Source organism: Gilliamella sp. M0320, assembly GCF_016101635.1.
Taxonomy (GTDB): domain Bacteria; phylum Pseudomonadota; class Gammaproteobacteria; order Enterobacterales; family Orbaceae; genus Gilliamella; species Gilliamella apis.
Window position 1 is genome coordinate 284,414 of sequence record NZ_JACFQD010000003.1, and the last position, 23,289, is coordinate 307,702.

The window sequence follows — 23,289 nt, forward strand, 5'->3', positions numbered from 1 at the left end:
GGAATAAAATGAAATAAAACATAGTATTACTTGACAAGGGATGTCAAAATGCGTTATAATTTACAACACCAAACACCAAACACCAAACACCAAACCTGCCCAACTTTTAATTTAAATTCGTCTCGTTTTAGCCAACGAAGTTTAGTTTTTTCGTGTAGTTTATTTTTTCAGCAATCCCTTAAATTGTTATCAAGATTGTTTTTATCTTGGTCGATTTTTTTAACTTTACTGCCTATTATCTCTCTATTCTTTTCATTTAATAGTCAAGCGCTGACCGCTTATACTACAAATGTTATTCACGGTAATGTGCCATATTTAACTTTTGATGGTGGTCAAACGCGCGCGACAGACTTAGACGAACTGATGAAGATATCCTTCTCTGATGGTACGACATTAACACCAGCAAGTAATAACTCAAACTCATCACATGCTATTTTACTGCCGGTTGCCGGTCAGAGTTTTGCCGATATTGATATGTTAGTGCCAACTAATGTTAATGCCATACCATTGAGTACCCTTATCGGTACGCCTTATAACTATTGGAATGATGACGATGGCGATGGTGATTTTACCGTTACAGGGCAGTTGCATTTATCTATTCTTGATAAATTTGACCGTCCGGTCACTCGTAACAATGTGCCTACCATTTGTAAAGCACCTTATCGAGTAATGTTAAGAACTGATGATGATATTATTTTATCCACCCGTTATGGCGTACCTAGAAGTCGTCGTTTTACCGCAAGTACTGTGACTTATTATATTAAACCACAGCCAACAGCGGATATTTGCTCTGCCAGACCTCTGTTAGAATATAACGGCGAACGTGCTGGTCCTTTTTCTATGTGGGACACAGGCTTAGGGTTTCTTGTTCAGTCATCCGAGCCGTCATCTTACGGTCTAAATTTTCCTACTACTGGCGCAAATGGTTTATATTTTGATTTGGTGCTAGGTAGTATTGATACGCAATTAACATGGGAGGATGTTTCTCCTAAGGGCGATATTAAAGCGACTATGACCTATTTAAATAGCTCAGACCCTAGTCTTGTCCGGGTCACCTTAAATGGTCCCGTGGCTACACCGCAGCAATGGCGTGTAGATAATCCGGGTTGGGCCGGTGAGAAGATAATTGCTCCATCATTGCCTCAGACATTTGAGTTGGTGGGTAAAGGTAAAGATAGTCACAATAATGATATCGTGTTGAAGTATGGTTTTGTGTTAAAGCAGTGGTTTGTCAACCGAGGTAATAAATCAGCGGTAGCTTCCAGACAGGGATCATGGTGTCTTAATCTAGGTTTAGGTTTAGGTTATCGTCTTCCGCGCCTTAGAGAATTAACTAACGCAAGGTGTTCTAGCTCGAAAGATTACTGCCCTAAAAATAATTATCCATCAAATGGTACTGGTTATTCACGACGAATTGGTGCAGGATTCTTTGCTGAGTGGGGTTCTCTGGACCGATACTCTAATGCTAATTTCATATATGCTAAACCCTATTGGTCGAGTGAACCGGTTCCAACTGATGCGGAAGGCAAAGAGACGAGCGAAAGCACCACCCAGTACGCCGCGACCGTTAGTACTGGTACAATCAGTCGTCTTAGTAAGATATATCCCTATGGTGGTGCAATTTGCGCCGTAGGGGATGAGAAGGAAGAAGATAAATAGCTTTACTAGAGCTTAAAAAAGAAGCTGATTGGCGAGAGTGATAAAAGACAAGATGTAGCCGAATTCACCCCGATAGGTTTATTTTTGCGGAACGGGGTTTTTGTAGAAAAAATTGAGGAAAGCACTTTTTATGCTCTAAAATCCCAACGCTACTTTAACCCCTAGTAAGATCAATATTACACCTAATAATTTATCAATAATAAATTGAAGTTTGAAATAACGTCGCTGGACGATTTGGGTTTGAAAGATAAATACAACCAATGGCCACCAAAGTAAGGCTTCAAGCCAAATAATAAATGCGACAAGCAATTTATCCATTAAAGTTGAGTCTGCATTGAGTAGTTGGGTAAATATAGCCAGAAAAAACAGTGTCGCTTTCGGATTTAGTAAGTTACATAATAGCCCTTGCATAAATGCCGCCTTTGCGGTGACATTAATTGGCTGAGTTTGTTTGCTGATGTAAGTGGTAGCACTACTTTTAGCTAATAACGCTTTAATACCTATCCATAGCAAATAAGCAGCGCCAGCATAACGCAAAGCATTATACAGCCACGGGGTGGCGGTGATTAATACCGCAATACCTGCCACACAATAGCTCATATGAATGGCGATCGCGCTTATCACCCCTAAACAGGTCATTAATGCCATTTTTCGGTTATAACTTAAGCTGTTTTTTAAGACCAGAAAAAAATCTGGTCCCGGGGATATCATGCCTAAACAGCTAATAGTGATAACTAAAATTAAGGTATCGACGCTCATTTTTGCACTTGTGCCGCATTGTTTAATGTCGCGATATTCGATTTATGTTGTTCAATAAACTGTTTTTTATCAACGTTCTCACCGCTTAAGTAATCGGTTAAAAATTTTGCATTGGTTTTAATTTGTGCACCATTTAGAATCAATCTCGGTAAATCAATTTGGTAAATACTTTGATTAGGTGATTTTTGTAAATCATCAACATTTGCATTGGTTAGCAAATAGAGTTTGCGCTCTTTTTCTGATAACTTTTTCACCGTTTCGGTACCTGCCCCCATCATTAAATGGTCAGGGAAGATGTAAAACACGGTGTTGTCTAATATACCTTGCTGTTTTAGGTGGTTAATAAATTCGCCTAAATTATAATCGAGCGAAGCGGCCACAAAAGACATATTATCTTGTTTTGGGCTGATTACTGATGTCATGCGCTCATCATTAAAACCGTTTGGAGCATGAGTTGAGACAGTTGAGATAAATAGCGCAAAGGGTTTATCGGCATTTTGCAACTCTTGTATTTGCTGTTTAGCAATGTCTAATATATCTTTATCATACAATCCAAATGGTGCATTTGGATATTTGCCTACATAATTTTTTTCTGAAACGACTTGCATGCCTATTACTTCGGCGGTGTGGCCAATTCCTGCAAATTCCGGACCGGCCATAACATAGCGAGTTTGATAACCGGCTTGTTTTAGCACATCACCTAGGGTAACCAATTGAGTGGTATTTGCACCTTTTAATGGTGAAGTTGAATGTTCTCCGATTAAAAATGGCACACCAGTCATATAGGTATACATAGAAGCTGTTGTCCATGTACTACCTGCACTCATTGGCATATTAGCAAAGAAAGTGTATTGTTGCTTGAGTTGTCTTAAATTTGGCGTGATATCAGCAAAATCAAAAAATCCTTGTTCGAAGGATTCTAACGACAACACAATAATATTTTTGCCTTTTTGGCTATCAAGTTGTGATTTTTCAACATAATCATTCATATTTAAATTTTGTAACGCTTGGGCAAAAGTTGCTTTTGGGGCGCAAGTAACTTGATAGATTTCATAAGCACGACTAATAGGGCCGTTATGATAACTAATTGAGGCAACGGCAATGGCAACTAATAGTAATCGCCAGTGTAATTTACATTTATGGCGAAACCAGTTGGCTAATTTGCTGAGGATAACTACTAACCCCAAAAATACCACAATCACCAATAGCGCTTGCAGTTTAAAGATGAATAATCCTTCAATAATATCATTCACGTTCAGATTGACGTAAAACTGATAATCAATAAATCCACCACTAAAATAAATTGAGGTAAGCTCCATCACAATAATAATTGTCATTAAAATGATGGTGAATAATTGCCATTTTTTTTGTTTAAAAAACGAAGCTAAACTAATGGTTAATATAAAAAGTGGTAAAACAACTAAAGTCGATAATGGCATAACAATCAATACTCATTTTTACTTTAAAATTTAAAAATTGTCCCAGTATATACTTAATAAACAGAAAAATAAAAATCGGAATTGATTGGTTAATACATTAACCAGTCTATTGCAATCAATGAAGATTTCTACTTTATCAACTATATCAACTATTTTACTTGAGTTATTTCACCTTAATGATAATAATTATTGTTTGTTGTTGATAATTGGAAGCATTAGCAATAAGATAGCTAACAAATATTTGCAACTGTTTTAAGGTCTACGCTATGTTGTGCTGGTTACGCAATGTTACAATTGTTTTATCAATGTCTTTATTTTGTTTATCAATAAGTTATGCCGATATCACTTTACCTACGCCACAAATGAAAGATGGCATGGGGTTATTTGATAGCCTTAAAAAACGAGCTTCAACTCCAGGCGGAGGGTTTCCAACCGGGATGATCTCAGATGATGAACTATCAAGCGTGCTTTGGTCGGCAACGGGATTAAATCGAGGTAAAAATGGTTGGACGGTGCCAATGGCTAGTGGTAAACAACCTTATGTTCGTCTTTATGTCGCTAGCGATAAAGGTGCCTTTTTATATGAATGGGAAGGACACTATCTTCGTGAGATAACTAAGCAAGATATTCGTGCTGACATTGGTATGCAAAATTTTACTAAGCGAGCACCATATATTCTTATTTTTGTAGCTGATGGTGCAAGTCTCAATGATTTTGATGCACAGAAAGCCAATGATTTTAGTCAAATTGCCGTTGGTGCTATGAGTCAAAACGTCTATTTGTCTGCTGCAGCATTAAAACTCAGCACTCGTTACATCCATTCAATAAAGCCTGAGATTATTAGTCAATCGTTACAATTGCCAGAAAACAGCAAACCAATAGGGATAATGTTGTTAGCAAAATAAAAGGAGTAAGCAGTGAAAAGGTATTTAACTTTAGTGTTACTACTGATTGCCAGTTTAGCGATTTTTAGTTCCCCTTCTTACGCAACTGAAAAGAAGTATGCAAGCTGGAATGCGATTGTGGATGAAATGGATATCATTTTAAATGATGCTTATAACATCTATTTCATGAAAGACAGCGAAGCTGCTAAAGATCGAGTAAACAATGCTTATTTTGGTTTTTATGAAAAGCATGGTGTTGAACGTGCGGTAATGTCTTACATTTCCGGCAAACGTGGCACTGATACCGAATACCAATTTGCTAAAATTAAACGATTAATGAGTCAAGGCGCGCCTAACAAAGTCGTGCGAACCGAGATTGATGTTATTTTGAAAATGCTCCACGAGGATGCTAACGAGTTAGATGGTAAAAAAGAGAGTGGCTGGAGTGTCTTCTTTGCCTCATTTATTATTATTTTCCGTGAAGGATTAGAAGCGATACTGGTGATTGCGGCCATTTCTGCATATTTAGTTCGTTCAGATAATCAGCCAATGCTTAAAGTCGTCTATCTAAGCAGTTTATTTGCGGTGTTTGCCAGCGTGTTGGCTGCTATCGCCTTGCATACTATTGTTGGTTTAAGTGGTGCCAATCAAGAAATTATGGAAGGTGCCGCCATGTTACTCGCAACAGTGGTGCTGTTCTTTATAAGTAACTGGATGCTATCTAAGTCAGAATCGAAAGCATGGAAAAATTATGTTGAAGGAAAGGTGCAAAGTGCGGTATCAACAGGAAGCAGTTTTGCTTTAGGGTTTGCTGCCTTTTTAGCTGTATTTCGTGAAGGAGCGGAAACGATCATATTTTATCAAGCTATGTTAGCTGATGCTAAAGATCACATGGATATGGTTTGGTATGGACTAGGTGTTGGTACCATCGTATTGACTTTGGTATTTATTGTTATCCGCTTTGGCAGTGTTAAATTACCGCTTAAACCATTTTTTATTTGTACCAGTGCATTAATGTATCTTATGGCGATAGCCTTTGCCGGTGGTGGTGTGAAAGAGCTACAAGAAGCGGATATTATTTCGGTCACCCCAGTAGATTTTGTCCATTCAGTAGAGGTATTAGGCATCTATCCAACGGTTGAAACATTGGTGCCACAGTTAGTCATGCTAGTTGTCGTGATGCTCTCTATTATGTATTACAAAAAATATCATAAAAATTAAATAATATTATTATTCTTGGTGTAATTTAAACTTGAATAGTAATTAAAACATTGGCAGTAATTTGTAATTGATTAGTCATTAGTTTATTGATTAATTATTAAAGGGTAAAACAAGTTGTTAAAAAAATTAAGGAGTTTTCAATGAAAAAACTAATTATTTCTGCTGGTATTTCGTCAATACTTGCACTTTCTTCAATGGCAAATGCTGCTGCGCCGGCACCCGGTGAAGAAAAAGGTTTTGAAGAGTTTCCAATCGGTGAAGAAGTCACTGTTGGTCCATTACATATTGGTGCGGTTTACTTCCAACCTGTAGATATGGAGCCTGCTGGTATGGGTGGCTTACCTGCTTCAAAATCAGATATGCATATCGAAGCCGATATTTCTGCTGCCGAAGGTAATAAGTTAGGTTTTGGTGTAGGTGATTTTGTCCCTTACTTAACTGTAAAATATAAAATTCAAAAACAAGGTAGTGACAAAACTATCGAAGGTAATTTTATGCCGATGAATGCATCAGATGGCCCACACTATGGTAACAATATTAAGTTAGATGGTGCGGGTAAATATAAAGTTACATTCACAATCGAAAACCCTGAAAAACAAGGTTATTTATTGCATGTAGATAAAGAAACTGGTGTTGAAGGTCGTTTCTGGTCTAAACCAATCGAGGTTTCTTGGGACTTTGACTACATCCCTCGTGCATGGTAATAATTAGCTAAACTATTGGCGAGTATAACAACTCGCCAATATACGTTGTAATCTTTAGGCAATCGTTATGCTCCAATATCTTATCAGTATTACCGATAATACTTTTGTACCTGTGATCATATTGGCACTTGTTAGTGCAGTGTTTGTTCAGTCAAACCTATATAGTGGTAAAAAATATCTTTTCATTGGTTTTTTATTGGGAATGCTGGCGGCAATCATTTATGCAATCTTAAAGCGTAATACCGGTATTGCTGTTCGAGAGTACTATGACCTTAGTGTGATTATTCCGTGGTGCATCATTGTCATTCCATTGCTTATCTGCTGGTCGCTCAGAAATTCGTTCCAACAACCTATTATTAAGATTCTATTGGCTGTATTAACAGCTGTTGCTATAGGGCTGATTACAGCTCAATGCTTACCGAATATTTTACTCTACCCATTTGGATTTGATGTTGGCATGGAGTCAATATTCAATAATGATTATCTGTTTAAATGGGTTGGTTATGGCTTTGCTCTATTAGTTTGTGGTTTAATTGGCTGGTTGATTTATCGCCTTTGCGCTAGGTTATCAACTCGATTGGTGATGGTGATCGCGACCTTTGCCATTATTATCTTTACCATTCAAAACGCCATTAATCTACTACAAATATTAATTGTCAGACGATTTATCTCACCGCAACAGTGGATGATGGATTTGGTGATTTTTATTTTAGCGCATGTCAACTTGTTTACTTTTATCTTTATGGTGTTGGTATTACTACTCACTGTTTTATTATATACCAAAGCAAAAACCACCTCGCTGGTTGGTAATAATCCAGCCCAAATACGCAAACTTAAAGCAAGCTTACGCCGTGATCGTCGTACATCATTATTGTTAATGGCGGGAGTGGCTATTACTGCCTACACCGTCACTCGTGCTCGTTATATATTTGAAAAAGGGGTCGAACTCACCCCTGCTGAACCTGTTACGCCAAATGCTGATGGTTTAATTGTTATTCCATTAGAACAAGTTAATGACGGCAATTTGCATCGTTATGGTTATAAAACAACCGATGGCACATTAGTAAGATTTATTGTGATTAAGAAAAGTGAAAATGCCTATGGGGTCGGTTTTGATGCTTGTGATATTTGTGGGGCAAGTGGTTATTATCAACGAGGAAATCAAGTTGTCTGTATTTTATGTGATGTCGTGATGAATATTGCGACTATTGGTTTTTCTGGTGGTTGTAATCCCGTTCCACTTAAATATGAAATTTTAGATGGCAATATGATTATTCGACCTACGCATCTTGAAGCTGAAAAAAGTCGTTTTAAGTAAATGGTTTTAAAAGGAAGAAAATATGTTTCGTAGAATGTTACTTAGCGTGTTAGTTCGTCAAAAAAAGAAGCTATTTTTAATTGCCTTAACCGTTGCTTTAGGTGTATCGCTGGCGACTGCCATGTTAAATGTAATGTTTGATGTCGGTGATAAAGTTAATCAGGAATTAAAGGCCTACGGTGCTAATTTAAATATCGTTCCCAAAGGGGCTGCATTGGTTAATGAGTTATATCAACTGGATAATACAGATACACAAGCTGCCATTCAATATATCAAGCAAGATGATTTAGTAAAGATTAAGATGATCTTCTGGGCATATAATATTGTTGATTTTGCACCTTATCTTACTACACAAGTAACAGTTAATGATAAACCAGTTAGCTTAGTTGGAACTTGGTTTAATAAACATCTGACTATACCAACTGGTGATGAAGTTGACACTGGCATGTTAGCTATGAAGTCATGGTGGTCAATTGAAGGCAACACTATGAAGGATGATAATTTGCAAGGTGTAATGGTGGGTGAGACCATTGCCAAGCAATTGAATCTTAAACTAGGTGATAGCCTTGAGCTAATTTCACCATTAACCAATAAAAAAGTTACTTTAACTGTAAATAATATATTCCATAGTGGTGGGATCGAAGATTCTCAGCTTTATGTGTCACTTCCTGTCGCGCAAAATCTGGCTAATAAAGATGGTTTGGTTGAACGGGTAGAAGTGAGTGCATTAACCACGCCCGAAAATGATTTAGCCCGTAAAGCAGCTCAAGATCCAAATAGCTTATCTCGCACCGAATGGGATACATGGTACTGTACCGCTTATATCAGTTCGATAGCCTATCAATTGGAGGAGTTAATGCCCGATGTTAGGGTTAAAGCAATTATGCAAGTCGCTGAATCAGAAGGATCAATCTTACAAAAAACGCAGTTATTAATGCTATTGTTAACTGTTTTATCCTTAATCTGCTCGGCGCTAGCAATATCCAATTTAGTTACTGCCAATGTGATTGAGCGTAGTACTGAAATTGGTTTATTAAAAGCGTTAGGGGCAACAAATATTTCGGTAGCGATGTTAATCCTTACTGAAATACTGATCATTGCTTTACTCGGGGGGATGGTTGGTTATTTTGTCGGTCTTGGCTTTGCGCAAATTATTGGCCAAACGGTATTTGGTTCGTTTGTTGAACCTAAGATGATAATTATTCCACTGGTGTTAATTATGGTAAGCATGATCACCTTATTAGGCAGTTTACCGGCACTACGTATTATGATGTTTTTACGCCCAACCGATGTGTTGCATGGTCGGTAAGTGAGGCTAAATGATGATGAATAAAAATCAACGCTTTATTTTAAAAACGCTGCTTAGTTCGTTAATTCGCCGTCGTTCCCGGATTGCTATTGCTCTACTCGGTGTAGCGATAGGAGCCACGGTTTTACTTGGTATGGTTACACTTTGTTATGATATCCCAAGACAAATGGGACAAGAGTTTCGCTCTTATGGTGCCAATCTGCTGTTGATGCCGGCTAATAATCAACCTACCATGCCAATGACCGAAGTAAAAAAAGCCGTAAGCTTACTCCCGCAAGATAAGCTATTAGGGGTTACCCCATTTCGTTATGACTCTATCCGCAGTAATCAACAGCCTTATACCATTGTCGGCACCCAGTTTGATCAAGTTATCAATACTAGCCCTTATTGGAAAATTGAAGGTGAAGTGCCGAAAAATCCAAATGAAATTATGATCGGTACCGATATTGCCCATTTTGCTAAGCTTAGCATTGGTAGTACGATGCCGATTTCAGGAAAATCTAAACAAAATTCGCGCTTCGATGAAGAATTAACTATTACCGGCATCGTCAAAACCGGTCGAGCTGAGGATAACTTTATCTTTATTGAACTCAATGATCTGGAAACGTTACTCGAAGAAAACAATCAAGCCGAAGTGGTCGAAATAAGTATTACGGCAACGCAAGATGAGTTACAGCGCTATATTCAAACCATTAAAGATAATTCCAGCACGGTCGAACCGCATCTTATAAAATGGGTAACACAATCGGAAGCATCGGTACTTGGTAAACTGTCATCTTTACTCTATTTGGTCACACTAGTGGTGTTAATTTTGACGATGATCTGTGTCGCCACCACTATGATGACGGTCGTTATGGAGCGCCGTAAAGAGATTGGTCTGAAAAAGGCTATTGGTGCAACCAACAAAAGTATTGCCAAAGAATTTTTAGCCGAAGGATTAATCTTAGGTATTGTCGGTGGTGTGATTGGCGTGATTTGTGGTCTGATTTTTGCTCAAGTAATCAGTGCTAACGTATTTGGGCGATCAATTGTAATTGAATTTTATTTAATACCAACAACGATTATTATTTCGGCTGTGGTAACCATTATTGCGTGTTTGATTCCAGTAAAACGTGCACTTGAAGTTGAACCAGCATTAGTTTTACGTGGCGAATAGGATAGTAAAGTATGAATATGCTCGAAGTGAATAATGTATCTAAAATCTATGGCTCATTACATGCCTTGTCTGAAGTTAATTTAACCGTTGAAGAGGGTAAATGGTTATCTATTATGGGGCCATCAGGCAGTGGTAAAACAACCTTAATGAATATTATTGGTTGTATGGATAAACCGTCATTAGGCTCTGTGATTTTAGATGGACAAGATATTACCCAGTTGTCATTACCACAGCTGACGGAAATTCGCCGTGATAAGATTGGTCTAATCTTTCAACAATTCCATCTTGTTTCCTATTTAACTGCATTAGAAAACGTAATGGTGGCGCAATATTATCACAGTATGGTAGATGAAAAAGAAGCCTTACAAGCATTAGAACGAGTTGGACTTGCGGCACGGGCCAAACATTTACCGCGCCAATTATCGGGTGGTGAACAGCAAAGGGTCTGTATTGCCAGAGCGCTAATTAATTATCCAAAACTGATTTTAGCTGATGAGCCAACTGGTAACTTAGATGAAAGTAATGAAGCAATGGTTATGAACTTACTACATCAACTTCACGAAGAAGGAAGTACAATCATCGTTGTTACGCATTCGCCTGAAGTATCAAAACATGCGCAGACTACGGTGGTTCTTGAACATGGTAAGGTAGCAAGTATTATCAATAATTAATAATTAAAGGGTCTATATTTATGAAAAATCGTGTTGTTACATCTGTATTGTTTATATTTATCGGGGCACTACTTATTTTGTTTCCGCTTTATATTTTACCTGTCTGCCCGTTACCTGATGCGCAAGCTATACCTGCTACAACGGTGGCAGGGGATGGGCATATACATATGCATTCAACTCCAGGTAAAATCATGAAATGCTTTTGGACTGCAAGGGCTGAAATTGGTATTGGTAGTTTAGTGATTGCCATTGGTGCGTTAGTACTATTTAGTCGCTCACTATTTGTCCGTATGGGATTGAGTATGGCGTTAGCTTGCACTGCAGTTTTAGCGGCAGCTATTCCAACTATTTTAATTGGTGTTTGTGGCAATGAGATGATGCGTTGTAATATGGGTGCCAAACCTGCACTGATTTTATTAGCTATCGTTTTGGCAATTGCAGCAATTAGCAATGTGCTCTATTTGAATAAACAAGTAAATAAACAAATAAGATAAACAGTATTAAGTAAGTATCAACAATCAACATTAGTCACCATCAGCCTTAATACAACAAGATATAAAAACGAGAACTAAAACATGCAAGAAAAACCGATTACTATAGCAAATTTAGCATGGCGAAACATTCAAAGACGACCATTTCGGAGTTGTTGTTTGATTATCATTATTATGCTGTTTTCCGCTACGCTATTTGGCGGTAGCGTGTTAATGAAAAATTTGAGTTTAGGTATTTCCGGTATGGCTAATCGTTTAGGCGCGGATATTCTTGTTGTACCTTACGGTTATGAAAAAAATCTTGAAGTGGCATTGTTACGTGGTGAACCAAGCAGTTTTTATCTAAAAGCGGATTTGATGGATAAAATTAAAGTAATCAAAGGGGTTAAAGCTGTCTCCCCCCAACTGTTTATCGCTTCGTTAAATGCGGGTTGCTGTACCTCTAAAGTACAACTAATTGGTTTTGATCAGCAAAGTGATTTTGTGATCAAACCTTGGTTGCAAACGCAGTTAAACCAACCATTGAACAATAATCAGGTTGTTGTTGGTAGCAAAATTACCGCCAATGTCGGTGATGAAATTAAGTTTTTTAATCATCCATTTAAAGTCGCAGCCAAAATGGATAGTACCGGAATGGGCTTTGATACCTCTGTATTTATGACAATCCCGACAGCACAGTTACTGATGAAAGAAGCGAACCTAATTGAAGGCGATACTGAACACTTTGCTAACTATGTATCATCAATTTTTGTTAAAGTCGATCCTGATTATCAGCCTAAAGATGTTGTTAATCAGATGATGCCGAAATATGCCATTGACTACAATATTGATTTTGTGATGACCAAAGGCATGTTAAGTAATATTTCCAAATGGCTAAATGGTTTTTCAACTATTGTCTATAGTTTATCGGCAATTTTCTGGGTATTGGCAATTATTGTTATCTTTGTGATATTTTCATCATCACTTAATGAACGTAAACGTGAAATAAGTCTATTACGTATTTTAGGCGCTTCACGTAGTGATCTGGTCAAAATGTTACTACGAGAATCACTTATTATTAGCGCCTTAGGTGGCATTGCCGGTATTGTGATCGCTGGTGTATTAATTTATGCCTTTAGCTTATTGATTTGCCAGTCGATAGGTTTGCCATGTATGAACATTTCCATTACTGACGGATTTATTTATGCATTAATGGTATTTATGTTGACGTTAATTATTGGTCCACTGTCTAGTATTTATTCGGCATTATCGTTGACTAAATTTGATACTTATCAAACATTAAGAGAGGGTGAATAATGTTATTGGATGTCAAAAACCTTCGCAAAGATTATCAACGTGGTTCGCAACATTTCTCAGCGGTAGATAATGTTAGTTTTTCAATGGCACAAACCGACTTTATCACTATTATGGGCAAATCAGGTAGTGGTAAAACGACGTTACTTAATATGATTGCTGGGTTATTAACTCCTACTCAAGGTAAAATTACTATTAATGGTACCAACTTATTTGAACTTGATGATAAGCAGGTATCAGCATTTCGTAATCAAAATATTGGCTACATTCCACAAGGTAGTAGTTTATTACCCAATTTAACCGCACTGGAAAATATTCGCTTACCATTTTATTTAACTAAACGGGAAAACCAATCTAGCTTAAATTATGCGCTGGAACTGCTTGAAAAGGCTAAAATCGGCTACTTAAAAGATACTTATCCCGCGAATATGTCGGGAGGAGAAATGCGTCGAATTGCTATTTTACGGGCGCTGATTTGTCAGCCACAATTAGTGATTGCCGATGAACCTACCAGCGATCTTGATGAAGAAAGCTCCGCACAAATTATGGCATTATTAACCGAGATTCACCAACAAGGTACAGGACTATTAATTGTTACTCATGATAATGATGTAGCAAATTATAGCCAAAGAACGCTAAAAATGTCCTCAGGTCGATTAATCGATTAGTTTGCACTAATGGTATCTCGAGTAATTATAACAATAGTGGATTACAGCCCATATCGATCATAATTTTATTTAACTTTATCAGCGGTAATCCAACTAATGAATTAATATCATCACCTTCAAGCTTATCAAAAAGGGTGATACCTAATTCATCACATTTGAAACTACCAGCACATTGTAGTGGCATCTCTTTCGCGATATAAGCATCAATTTCTGCATCAGTTAACTGGCGAAAAGTAACCTTAAACGGTTCACAAATTGTTTGCGATTGGCCGGTACGAGTATCAATGACGGTCATTCCGGTATAAAAGTAAAACGCTTTACCACTGCTATTTCTCAATTGTTGTTGGGCATTTTCAATGGTATGTGGTTTGCAAACAATCTGATCATCCAATACACCTACTTGATCAGAACCAATAATCAAACTATCAGGATAATTAGCCACTAACGACTGCGCTTTGGCATTAGCTAAACGCGCCACCAATTGCTGTGCACTTTCATTTAGCAAAGGCGTTTCATCACAAATGGGGGGTACACACTCAAACGGAATGGCTAATTTTTCCAATACCTTTTTACGTGATAACGATGTCGATGCTAAGATAATTCTCATTGCAACTATTCTCTTTAGATTCATGGCGAAAGATGAGCATTAAAACCGATATAACAGTAATAATCAACTGTCAGTTGTGTTATAAAGTTATCCAGCAACGATGGTCTGTGTGATTTTGGGCCTATTGTCTAAATGGCTTATCAATCACTTATTTTCGATAAGTTTTATTAACCACTAAATTAGTTAAACTACATGTAATTGCAACAAATCGTTGTTCATTGAATTTCAGACGTTTTATTGTTTGGCAGCAATTTCAATATCGAGATTACGTCCGAGTAAAGTGGATTTGCGCGAACCCTCTTTATTCGGAAGTAAATTTTAAATTAAATCTAGCGTACCACTAACACTGATGTTTGTGCGCCACGCACCACTCCTGAGGCATTTGATCCCAGTAAGTGTGTTGAGATATTAGGACGTCTTGAACCTAAAATAATTAGATCTGGTTCAATTTCTTCGGCTATATGTAAGATCTCATCTCTTGGATTACCAAAAGCGATTGAAAAAGATAAATTTTCCCGTGGTAAATTAATCGTATCAATCAAACGATGTAACCACTGTTCTGTTTGTACAGTAGCTTGATCTTTAAACTCATCAAAACCAAATGAGTAAGCATTCACGATAGCCGATGCAACCGGTAAGGTATGAAAGAAGATAACTTGTGCATTGGATAATTTTGCTAAACACTCAACATGAGGGATCACTTTTTGAGTGAGTTCATCTTCAAGCACATCAATCGGAACTAATATTTTTTTGTACATAACGCCTCCTCACAATATTTAAACTTGGCTTTACCATTTTATTGGTGAAGGCCAACGGTATTGGTTCAGTATGATACTAATTTTAAATGAAATCCAATTGTTACATGACTATCCTAACGCGAATTTAAAAGATTGAAATAATTTTTTTGCAAAATCATGATGGAGATCAACTATAACTAACATTATTTATCATCATGACCTTAAACCGACACTAAAACAAACAATAACAAACAATTTGCGTGGTCGCCGCGGGAGATTGTAAAGAGGGTTGGCGCCAACCCTCTTAACTCGGACGTAATCACCGTATAGAAACCACCACAAAACAACAAAACGTCCGAAACTTAAACAACCAAAAAAAGTTGAGGAAAGGGGTTTTTAAAGCCTAAAATCCCGCCAATAAATCGCTAACGCTAGTTATAACATCAGCTAGTTCCAATAATAAAAGTCTATTTTGGCAAATAAGTTTGCTGTATTTAATTTAGCGACATTCGCAACGTGCTGACAACTGAGTGAGGTTAGCATGGCAAACAGGGATGTTTGGCAAGGAGCGTTAAGACCGAACGAAGGCGAAAGGCAGTCACATCGTGACCACTTGCGTGGTCGCCGCGGGAGATTGTAAAGAGGGTTCGCGCCAACCCTCTTAACTCGGACGTAATCACCGTATAGAAACAACCGCAAAACAACAAACGTCCGAAACTCAAACAATTAAAAAATTTTGAGGAACGGGGTTTTTAAAGCCTAAAATCCCGCCAATAAATCGCTAACGTTAGTTATAACATCAGCTAGTTCCAATAATAAGAGTTTATTTTGGCAAATAAGTTTGGTGTATTTAATTTAGCGACATTCGCAACGTGCTGACAACTGAGTGAGGTTAGCATGGCAAACAAGGATGTTTGCCAAGGCGGTGCTTTGTCAGGAACAAATCACAGCCGGTGCGTTAAGAGCAAACGAAGGCGGAAGGCAGTCACATCGTGACCACTTGCGTGGTCGCCGCGGGAGATTGTAAAGAGGGTTGGCGCCAACCCTCTTAACTCGGACGTATTCACCGTATAGAAACAACCACAAAACAACAAACGTCCGAAACACAAACAACCAAAAAATAAAGAACCAAAAAATTTTGAGGAAAGGGGTTTTTAAAGCCTAAAAATCCCGCCCAAGTTTCCCCGAAATTGGTTTTAAGCGAGTAATTAAGCGGTAATATTACATTCACCTTTACAAAAGTTAACAATTAAACCATCAAAAAAAGTTGCATGGTTTTTTGCAATCACTATACTTTTATAGCATATTTATACGAATGGATAAATTTTATGCCGTTAGGCTTAAAATTTTAAATAAATCATAAAATTGGATTGACAAGGATATCTGATATGGATTATAATTTTCAACACACAACACACAACACACAACCTGCCCAACCTATAATTTCACCTTTCTAAAGTTAAGCTCACACCGTTTATTATTTCACTGCAGTTTATTATTTCGACAATTTCCAAAATTTCCGAAATTCCGGCAAAATTTTTCAAAATTTCTTGGTTTAGCCTTTTTATCTCGGCCGATGGTTTTGGTATTAACTATGGTTGTTTTACAGTCTATCTCTTTTGCTAATTATGCATTAACCACAAAAACGACCAATATTATTTATGGCTCAGCACCTTATTTAACCTTTGATGGTGGTCGTACCCGGGTCACAAATACCGAATCGCTACTTGGGATATCGCTTTCTGATGGAAGAACATTTACTCCGACAACCAATAATTCGAGTTCAACTAATCCTATCGAGTTACCTGCTTCTGGTCAGAGTTTTAATGATATTGGTATGTTAGTACCAAGGAATACTAATTCTATTGCATTAAGTTCACTTATTGGCACACCGTATAATTATTGGGGTGATGATGATGGCGATGGTCAGGGGATTGATGGTATCACCGCTACCGGTAGTTTAAAGTTATCCATTGTCGATAAAAATGGTCGAGCTGTTGCCCGTAATAAAGTACTGACTATTTGTGACGATAAAGCGCCATATAAATTAACCTTATCTAATACTAGCGGTAGATTAACAACACGTTATGGGGTACCTAATGAAAGTCGTTTTACGGCAGGTAATGCCACTTATTATATTAATCCTAAGGAAACGCCAGTGATTTGTTTTGCAAGACCTGACCTAGGAGACAGAAGACTCTCTGACTATACATGGAAAGGTCTTTCTGCTGCCGTTTGGGAATCTGATAAGGGTTTTCTACCACAGTCAGTTACACCATCGTCTTATGGTTTAAACTTCCCGACTACTGGTGCTCATAATTTGTATTTTGATTTAGATATTGGTGGTGTTAGTCAGGCCTTATCTTGGGCGCCGGTTTCTCATGGTGGTATTAAGGCGACGATGACCAATTCAACAAGTACCAGTGTTCGAGTCACCCTAACGGGTCCTGCCGTCACAGACCGTAATCAATGGGCCTCAGAAAATCCAGGTAGAATCGACAAACCATCTTTACCGCAGGTATTTGAGTTAGTCGGTCGTGATAGTAGGGGTAATGCGGTGGTCAAATATGGATTTGTGTTAAAGCAGTGGTTTGTTAATCGTGGTTATGATAGTTATACCTATTCTAGTATGGAATCTTGGTGTAATAAGATTGGATACCGTCTTCCAAAGGTCAAGGATTTAACTAATGCGTCTTGTCGGGGAATGAACTCAGTTCATTATGACTGTCGAGGTGCAGTTGGTGCAACGCCTTCGTCACCTGATAATACTGCCCGTCGTCACATTGGTGGTGGATTTTTCGCGGAATGGGGGTATATATGCAGTTACTCTGCCAACTTCGGTACTGGGTATTTTTATGGTACGCAAGATATGGCGGAGGAAGGTAAGATTTTTTCGATTACCAATTGTACTAATCGAGGGTATTATGGTCAAATACATAAATGGCATCGCTCCGACTCAGCATATGGCGGAGTCTGTGTCTATCCTTAGCTATTATTTCTTAGTTCTTAGGTATTAAAGCAGAGGATAAGAAAAATAACGTTAGGGCGATAAAAAGCGATTTTGTGGTGCGACATTCGCAATGTGCTGACAACTGAGAGAGGTTAGCATGGCAAACAGGGATGTTTGCCAAGGAGCGTTAAAAGCGAACGAAGGCGGAAGGCAGTCACGCAGTGACCACTTGCGTGGTCGCCGCGGGAGATTGTAAAGAGGGTTGGCGGCAACCCTCTTAACTCGGACGTAATCGCCGTATAGAAATAACCACCAAACAACGAAACGTCCGAAACGAAAAGAATAAAAAATTTTGAGGAGAGGGGTTTTTAAAGCCAAAATCCATCCAACAAATCGTTAACGTTAGTTATAACATCAACTAATTCCAATAATAAAAGTTTATTTTGGCAAATAAGTTTGGTGTATTTAATTTAGCGACATTCGCAACGTGCTGACAACTGAGTGAGGTTAGCATGGCAAACAGGGATGTTTGCCAAGGCTGTGCTTTGTCAGGAACAAATCACAGCCGGTGCGTTAAGAGCGAACGAAGGCGGAAGGCAGTCACATCGTGACCACTTGCGTGGTCGCCGCGGGAGATTGTAAAGAGGGTTGGCGGCAACCCTCTTAACTCGGACGTAATCACCGTATAGAAATAACCACCAAACAACAAAACGTCCGAAACTAAAACAACCAAAAAAATTTTGAGGAGAGGGGTTTTTAAAGCTTAAATTCCTACTTATTGTTAACCCTTTTTTTTAACTTAAAATAAAGTATTTAAAAATCAATATGTTGTAAAATGGCTCAAAAAAAGGGTTTTTAATAGTAAAATTGCGCTTTGCCTTTTTGCCAACTGCATTTATAGTATATTGGATTCTAGTTCACTACCGTGTAGGTAGTTTAGAAAAACATACGTTAATGAGCCGGTAATCTCACGTTGTTCACTACCGTGTAGGTAGTTTAGAAAAATGAAAGAAAAAATTCTAGCGGCATTAAATGGTTCACTACCGTGTAGGTAGTTTAGAAATAGCGTATCAGTTCCCAGACTATCAATTTTAAGTTCACTACCGTGTAGGTAGTTTAGAAAGACGAAGTTAAAAGTTATCTAAATGCAGCTCAGTTCACTACCGTGTAGGTAGTTTAGAAAGATAGTATCTTTAAATACAACGGAAGAACCTACGTTCACTACCGTGTAGGTAGTTTAGAAAACAAGTGTTTCGCAACCCGACCGATAGTCATCGTTCACTACCGTGTAGGTAGTTTAGAAATATATAAGTGGCAGTATAGGTAACATCAAGTAGTACACTGCTTATTGAGTAGGTTAAAAATAGAATTTTAAAAGCGATTGATGCAATCTGTTTAATATTTATATCGTATGTTATACCCAAAAGTTGAAAAATACATTTTTAAGAATTAAAACTATATTTTAATGATATAACTTTATAATAATATTTACAAAATTTAACAATTAAACTATTAAATGCAGTTGCGTCGATTTTTTTCAGACACTATACTTTACAGATAATTTTAATCGCAATATTTGGTGGTGATTTAGTCGGTTAAGATGAAATAAAGTAAAATAAAACATGAGATTACTTGACAAAGGATGTTAAAATGCATTATAATTTACAACACCCAACACCCAACACCCAACCTGCCCAACTTATAATTTAAATTCATCAAAGTTAAGCTCTCAATATTCATTTTTTGCTATAAGCGAGATCCCACGAAATTTTGCGCGATCCTTGCTTCAATCATTTTTGTCTCGGCAGATCTTTTTATGGTTATCGTTTAGCTTGTTGCTAATAACTTCCTATACCAGCCACGCATTAACGGCTAAAACATCAAAACCTATACATGGTAATGCGCCATATTTAACATTTGATGGAGGTGAAACTCGAGTGACTAATACTGATGGGCTTCTTTGGATAAGCCTATCCGATGGTACTAAATATACCCCAACAACGAATAATTCAAGTCCATCAACGCCTATCAAATTACCTAAGGATTATCAGCGTTTTACCGATATTGACATGATGGTACCTACTGATACTAATGAAATTGGTTTAAATGCTCTCATAGGTCAACCATATAATTATTGGGGTGATGATGACGGTGATGGTCAGGATCCTAGTGGTATAATTGTTACTGGTAGTTTAAAATTAACTATTGTAGATAAAAATAACCAACCGGTTGCACGTAATGATATGCTTACTGCTTGTAAATCGCCGTATAAATTAATTTTATCGAGTACAGCAGGTTCATTAACCACTCTTTATGGTATACCTAAAAGTAGTAGTTTTAACCCAAGTAATGTTACCTATTATATCAATTCTAAGACAACGTCTTCAGTATGTTTTGCTAAACCAAGTTTAACTAACGGTGCAGTACCACTATATTCAGGTCCTGCCTCTATTTGGAACCCTGATAAAGGTTTTCTTACACAATCAGTTTTACCATCATCATATGATTTAAACTTCCCTACTGTTGGTGCTAATAATTTGTATTTTGATTTAGATATAATAAATAGTGGTCCATTATCTTGGGCTCCTGTTTCACCTAATGGCGATATTAAGGCTACTATGACGCCTAATGCTTCAGGTACAAGCGTTAGAGTTCTTTTAGAAGGCCCTGTAGCTACACCATTGCAATGGAGTTCCATTAATTCAAGTAATTTGGGAAGTATAGGACATCCGACATTACCTCAAACATTTGAGTTAGTTGGTCGAGATAGTCTTGGTAATGAAGTCGTAAAATATGGTTTTGTGTTAAAGCAGTGGATTATCAATCGTGGAAATATTTATTACAATTATTCTAATGCATCATCTTGGTGTACTAATATAGGATATCGTATGCCTAAGGTTCAAGATTTAACTAATGCAAGTTGTCAAGGTGTTGCTTCTGGTTCTCACTGTCAAGGTGCGGTCGGAGCCACGCCTTCAGCACCTAATAATTATTATCAGCGACGTATTGGATCTGGTTTTTTTGCTGAGTGGGGCTACGCGTTCACTTACATTGGTGCCAACTTTGGCAGCGGCTACGATTATTGGACAAGTGATGAAACAGGTAGTAACCACTTTGTCGTTAACTCGGACGGTGGTGATGTATATCAAAATGGTGCTAAAGATAATAGGCATGGGCTTTGTATTTATCCTTAGGTCTTATTTTTCACTTATTAGTCTTGTGGTTGTAGTCACGCAGTGACCACTTGCGTGGTCGCCGCGGGAGATTGTAAAGAGGGTTCGCGCCAACCCTCTTAACTCGGACGTAATCACCGTATAGAAACAACCCCAAAACAACAAACGTCCGAAACTCAAACAACCAAAAAAAGTTGAGGAGAGGGGTTTTTAAAGCCCAAAAATCCCCTAAAGTTTCCCCAAAATCGGTTTTAAGCGAGTAATTAAGCGGTAATATTACATTAATCTTTACAAAAGTTAACAATTAAACCATCAAAAAAAGTTGCATGGTTTTTTGCAATCACTATACTTTTATAGCATATTTATACGAATGGATAAATTTTATGCCATTAGGCTTAAAATTTTAAATAAATCATTAAATTATATTGACAGGAATGTCGAATATGTATTATAATTTACAACACCAAACACCAAACACCAAACCTGCCCAACCTATAATTTAACGTTAGTAAAGTTAAGCACGCACGGTCTATTATCTCACTACAATTTATTTTTCCAGCAAATTCGGCAAGCGTTTTCAAAATTTCTTATTTTAGCCTTTTTATCTCGACAGATGGTTTTGGTATTAACCGTGGTTGTTTTACTTTCTATTTCTTTTGCTAATCATGCATTAACCGCTAAAACGACCAATATTATTCAAGGTTCAGCACCTTATTTTACCTTTGATGGCGGTCGTACCCGGGTCACAAATTCGGAGGGTCTGCTTTGGATATCCCTTTCTGATGGTAGAAGATTTACTCCCACAACCAATAGTTCAGTAAGACATCCTATCGAGTTACCTGTTGTTGGTCAGAGTTTTAATGATATTGATATGTTAGTACCAACGAATACTCATTCTATTGTATTAAGTTCACTTATTGGCACACCGTATAATTATTGGGGTGATGATGATGGCGATGGTCAAGGAGTTAATGGTATCACCGCTACCGGTAGTTTAAATTTATCTATTGTTGATAGATGGGATCGACCTGTTGCCCGTAATGAAGTGCTGACTATTTGTAACGATAAGGCACCTTATAAATTAACCTTATCTAATATTGAAGGTACATTAAAAACACGTTATGGGGTACCTAATGAAAGTAGTTTTGCAGGTAATGTCACTTATTATATTAACCCTAAGGCAGCGCCAGAGATTTGTTATGCAAGACCTAACTTATCTTTAACCCACGCAGGTCCAGTTGACATATGGAACAGTTATAAGGGTTTTCTAACACAGTCAGCTACGCCATCGTCTTATGGTTTAAACTTCCCGACTACTGGTGCTAATGGTCTGTATTTTGATTTAGATATTGGTGGTGGTAGTCAAGCCTTATCTTGGGCGCCGGTTTCGCATGGTGGTATTACTGCGACGATGACCGGTTCAACAAGAGGCGAGGTTCGAGTCACCCTAACGGGTCCTGTTACTACACCATCGCAATGGGAATCAGAAAATCCAGGTAGAATCGATAGCCTATCTTTACCGCAGACATTTGAGTTAGTGGGTCGTGATAGTAGTGGTAATGCGGTGGTCAAATATGGATTTGTGTTAAAGCAGTGGTTTGTTAATCGTGGAGATAGGAACCAATATACCTATTCTAGTACGGAATCTTGGTGTAATAAGATTGGAGGATACCGTGTTCCAAAGGTCAAGGATTTAACTAATGCGTTTTGTTCAAGTAGGAATGTGAGTCAAGGCATATGTCCAGATGCAGTAGGTGCAACGCCTTCGTCATCTAATTATTGGTACATGCGCTACATTGGTGCAGGATTTTCCTCGGAATGGGGGCGGTTGTCCGATTACACTGCCGCCAACTTCGGCAGAGCCAATGGTGATCCAGCCTATTTGACGAGTGATCTGTCGAGGGATCGGAACAAAAGATTGGCCGTTTTCACGGACTATGGTCGAGTTAATGACTACGGCCACGGCTACGGACTCTGTGTATATCCTTAGCTATTATTTCTTAGTTCTTAGATATTAAAGCTAAGGATAAGAAAAATAACGTTAGGGCGATAAAAGCGGTTTTGTGGCTCGACATTCGCAATGTGCTGACAACTGAGAGAGGTTAGCATGGCAAACAGGGATGTTTGCCAAGGCGGTGCTTTGTCAGGAACAAATCACAGCCGGTGCGTTAAGAGCGAACGAAGGCGGAAGGCAGTCACATCGTGACCACTTGCGTGGTCGCCGCGGGAGATTGTAAAGAGGGTTCGCGC

The 23,289-nt window shown here is 38.0% G+C and carries 18 protein-coding genes and 1 CRISPR repeat array; of the genes, 14 read left to right on the top strand and 4 right to left on the bottom strand.

Annotated elements, in window-relative coordinates; translation table 11 throughout:
• Positions 1 to 48 precede the first annotated feature (48 nt).
• A complete protein-coding gene (locus tag H3T83_RS05865; protein WP_198215332.1) occupies positions 49 to 1,659 on the top strand; it encodes a hypothetical protein in 1,611 nt (536 codons plus the stop codon).
• Positions 1,660 to 1,794: 135 nt separating this feature from the next.
• On the opposite strand, the gene H3T83_RS05870 is transcribed toward H3T83_RS05865, so the two are convergent.
• On the bottom strand, positions 1,795 to 2,418 hold the full coding sequence (locus H3T83_RS05870; RefSeq protein WP_034903712.1) for a LysE family transporter: 624 nt from the start codon (positions 2,416 to 2,418) through the stop codon (positions 1,795 to 1,797).
• Positions 2,415 to 3,857 (bottom strand): LTA synthase family protein, encoded by a 1,443-nt coding sequence (locus H3T83_RS05875; RefSeq protein ID WP_198215333.1) that lies wholly within the window; start codon positions 3,855 to 3,857, stop codon positions 2,415 to 2,417. The genes H3T83_RS05870 and H3T83_RS05875 overlap by 4 nt, the downstream gene beginning before the upstream one ends.
• Positions 3,858 to 4,123: 266 nt before the next feature.
• On the opposite strand from H3T83_RS05875, the gene H3T83_RS05880 reads away from it, so the two are divergent.
• The 10 genes from H3T83_RS05880 (at position 4,124) to H3T83_RS05925 (ending at position 13,572) form a co-directional block, all read left to right on the top strand.
• Positions 4,124 to 4,762: a nitroreductase family protein gene (locus H3T83_RS05880; RefSeq protein WP_198215334.1), complete on the top strand. Its 639-nt coding sequence runs from the start codon at positions 4,124 to 4,126 to the stop codon at positions 4,760 to 4,762.
• Positions 4,763 to 4,774: 12 nt separating this feature from the next.
• A complete protein-coding gene (locus H3T83_RS05885; protein WP_065651427.1) occupies positions 4,775 to 5,962 on the top strand; it encodes an FTR1 family protein in 1,188 nt (395 codons plus the stop codon).
• 140 nt (positions 5,963 to 6,102) lie between these two features.
• A complete protein-coding gene (locus tag H3T83_RS05890) occupies positions 6,103 to 6,666 on the top strand; it encodes an iron transporter (RefSeq protein WP_065578501.1) in 564 nt (187 codons plus the stop codon).
• 67 nt (positions 6,667 to 6,733) lie between these two features.
• The gene (locus H3T83_RS05895) at positions 6,734 to 7,984 is read left to right on the top strand and encodes a Fe-S-containing protein (RefSeq protein ID WP_198215335.1); all 1,251 of its coding nucleotides are present in this window, start codon (positions 6,734 to 6,736) and stop codon (positions 7,982 to 7,984) included.
• Positions 7,985 to 8,006: 22 nt separating this feature from the next.
• Positions 8,007 to 9,293: an ABC transporter permease gene (locus H3T83_RS05900; protein ID WP_198215336.1), complete on the top strand. Its 1,287-nt coding sequence runs from the start codon at positions 8,007 to 8,009 to the stop codon at positions 9,291 to 9,293.
• Between the two features lie 16 nt (positions 9,294 to 9,309).
• Positions 9,310 to 10,449 (top strand): ABC transporter permease, encoded by a 1,140-nt coding sequence (locus H3T83_RS05905; protein ID WP_198215337.1) that lies wholly within the window; start codon positions 9,310 to 9,312, stop codon positions 10,447 to 10,449.
• Positions 10,450 to 10,460: 11 nt separating this feature from the next.
• Positions 10,461 to 11,120, top strand: coding sequence for an ABC transporter ATP-binding protein (locus tag H3T83_RS05910; RefSeq protein ID WP_065563564.1), 660 nt, complete (start codon positions 10,461 to 10,463; stop codon positions 11,118 to 11,120).
• A 20-nt stretch (positions 11,121 to 11,140) separates the two neighbouring features.
• Positions 11,141 to 11,614 (top strand): DUF4418 family protein, encoded by a 474-nt coding sequence (locus tag H3T83_RS05915; protein WP_065578497.1) that lies wholly within the window; start codon positions 11,141 to 11,143, stop codon positions 11,612 to 11,614.
• Between the two features lie 81 nt (positions 11,615 to 11,695).
• A complete protein-coding gene (locus tag H3T83_RS05920; protein WP_086320505.1) occupies positions 11,696 to 12,907 on the top strand; it encodes an FtsX-like permease family protein in 1,212 nt (403 codons plus the stop codon).
• Entirely contained in the window at positions 12,907 to 13,572 is a 666-nt protein-coding gene (locus H3T83_RS05925; protein ID WP_198215338.1) for an ABC transporter ATP-binding protein, read from the top strand. The genes H3T83_RS05920 and H3T83_RS05925 overlap by 1 nt, the downstream gene beginning before the upstream one ends.
• A 25-nt stretch (positions 13,573 to 13,597) precedes the next feature.
• On the opposite strand, the gene H3T83_RS05930 is transcribed toward H3T83_RS05925, so the two are convergent.
• A complete protein-coding gene (locus H3T83_RS05930) occupies positions 13,598 to 14,179 on the bottom strand; it encodes a nucleoside triphosphate pyrophosphatase (protein WP_198215339.1) in 582 nt (193 codons plus the stop codon).
• Between the two features lie 329 nt (positions 14,180 to 14,508).
• A complete protein-coding gene (locus H3T83_RS05935) occupies positions 14,509 to 14,937 on the bottom strand; it encodes a universal stress protein (protein WP_034904481.1) in 429 nt (142 codons plus the stop codon).
• Between the two features lie 1,555 nt (positions 14,938 to 16,492).
• On the opposite strand from H3T83_RS05935, the gene H3T83_RS05940 reads away from it, so the two are divergent.
• The 3 genes from H3T83_RS05940 to H3T83_RS05950 all read left to right on the top strand — a co-directional run bounded on the left by H3T83_RS05940 (position 16,493) and on the right by H3T83_RS05950 (position 23,029).
• Positions 16,493 to 17,905 carry a hypothetical protein gene (locus tag H3T83_RS05940; protein WP_198215340.1) on the top strand — a complete coding sequence of 471 codons (1,413 nt, stop codon included), beginning with the start codon at positions 16,493 to 16,495 and terminating at the stop codon, positions 17,903 to 17,905.
• An 876-nt stretch (positions 17,906 to 18,781) separates the two neighbouring features.
• Positions 18,782 to 19,170: direct repeats of the CRISPR family, unit length 28 nt; unit sequence GTTCACTACCGTGTAGGTAGTTTAGAAA.
• A 528-nt stretch (positions 19,171 to 19,698) separates the two neighbouring features.
• Positions 19,699 to 21,060 (top strand): hypothetical protein, encoded by a 1,362-nt coding sequence (locus tag H3T83_RS05945; protein ID WP_110453686.1) that lies wholly within the window; start codon positions 19,699 to 19,701, stop codon positions 21,058 to 21,060.
• A gap of 592 nt (positions 21,061 to 21,652) precedes the next feature.
• Positions 21,653 to 23,029 carry a hypothetical protein gene (locus H3T83_RS05950; protein WP_133052170.1) on the top strand — a complete coding sequence of 459 codons (1,377 nt, stop codon included), beginning with the start codon at positions 21,653 to 21,655 and terminating at the stop codon, positions 23,027 to 23,029.
• Positions 23,030 to 23,289 lie beyond the last annotated feature (260 nt).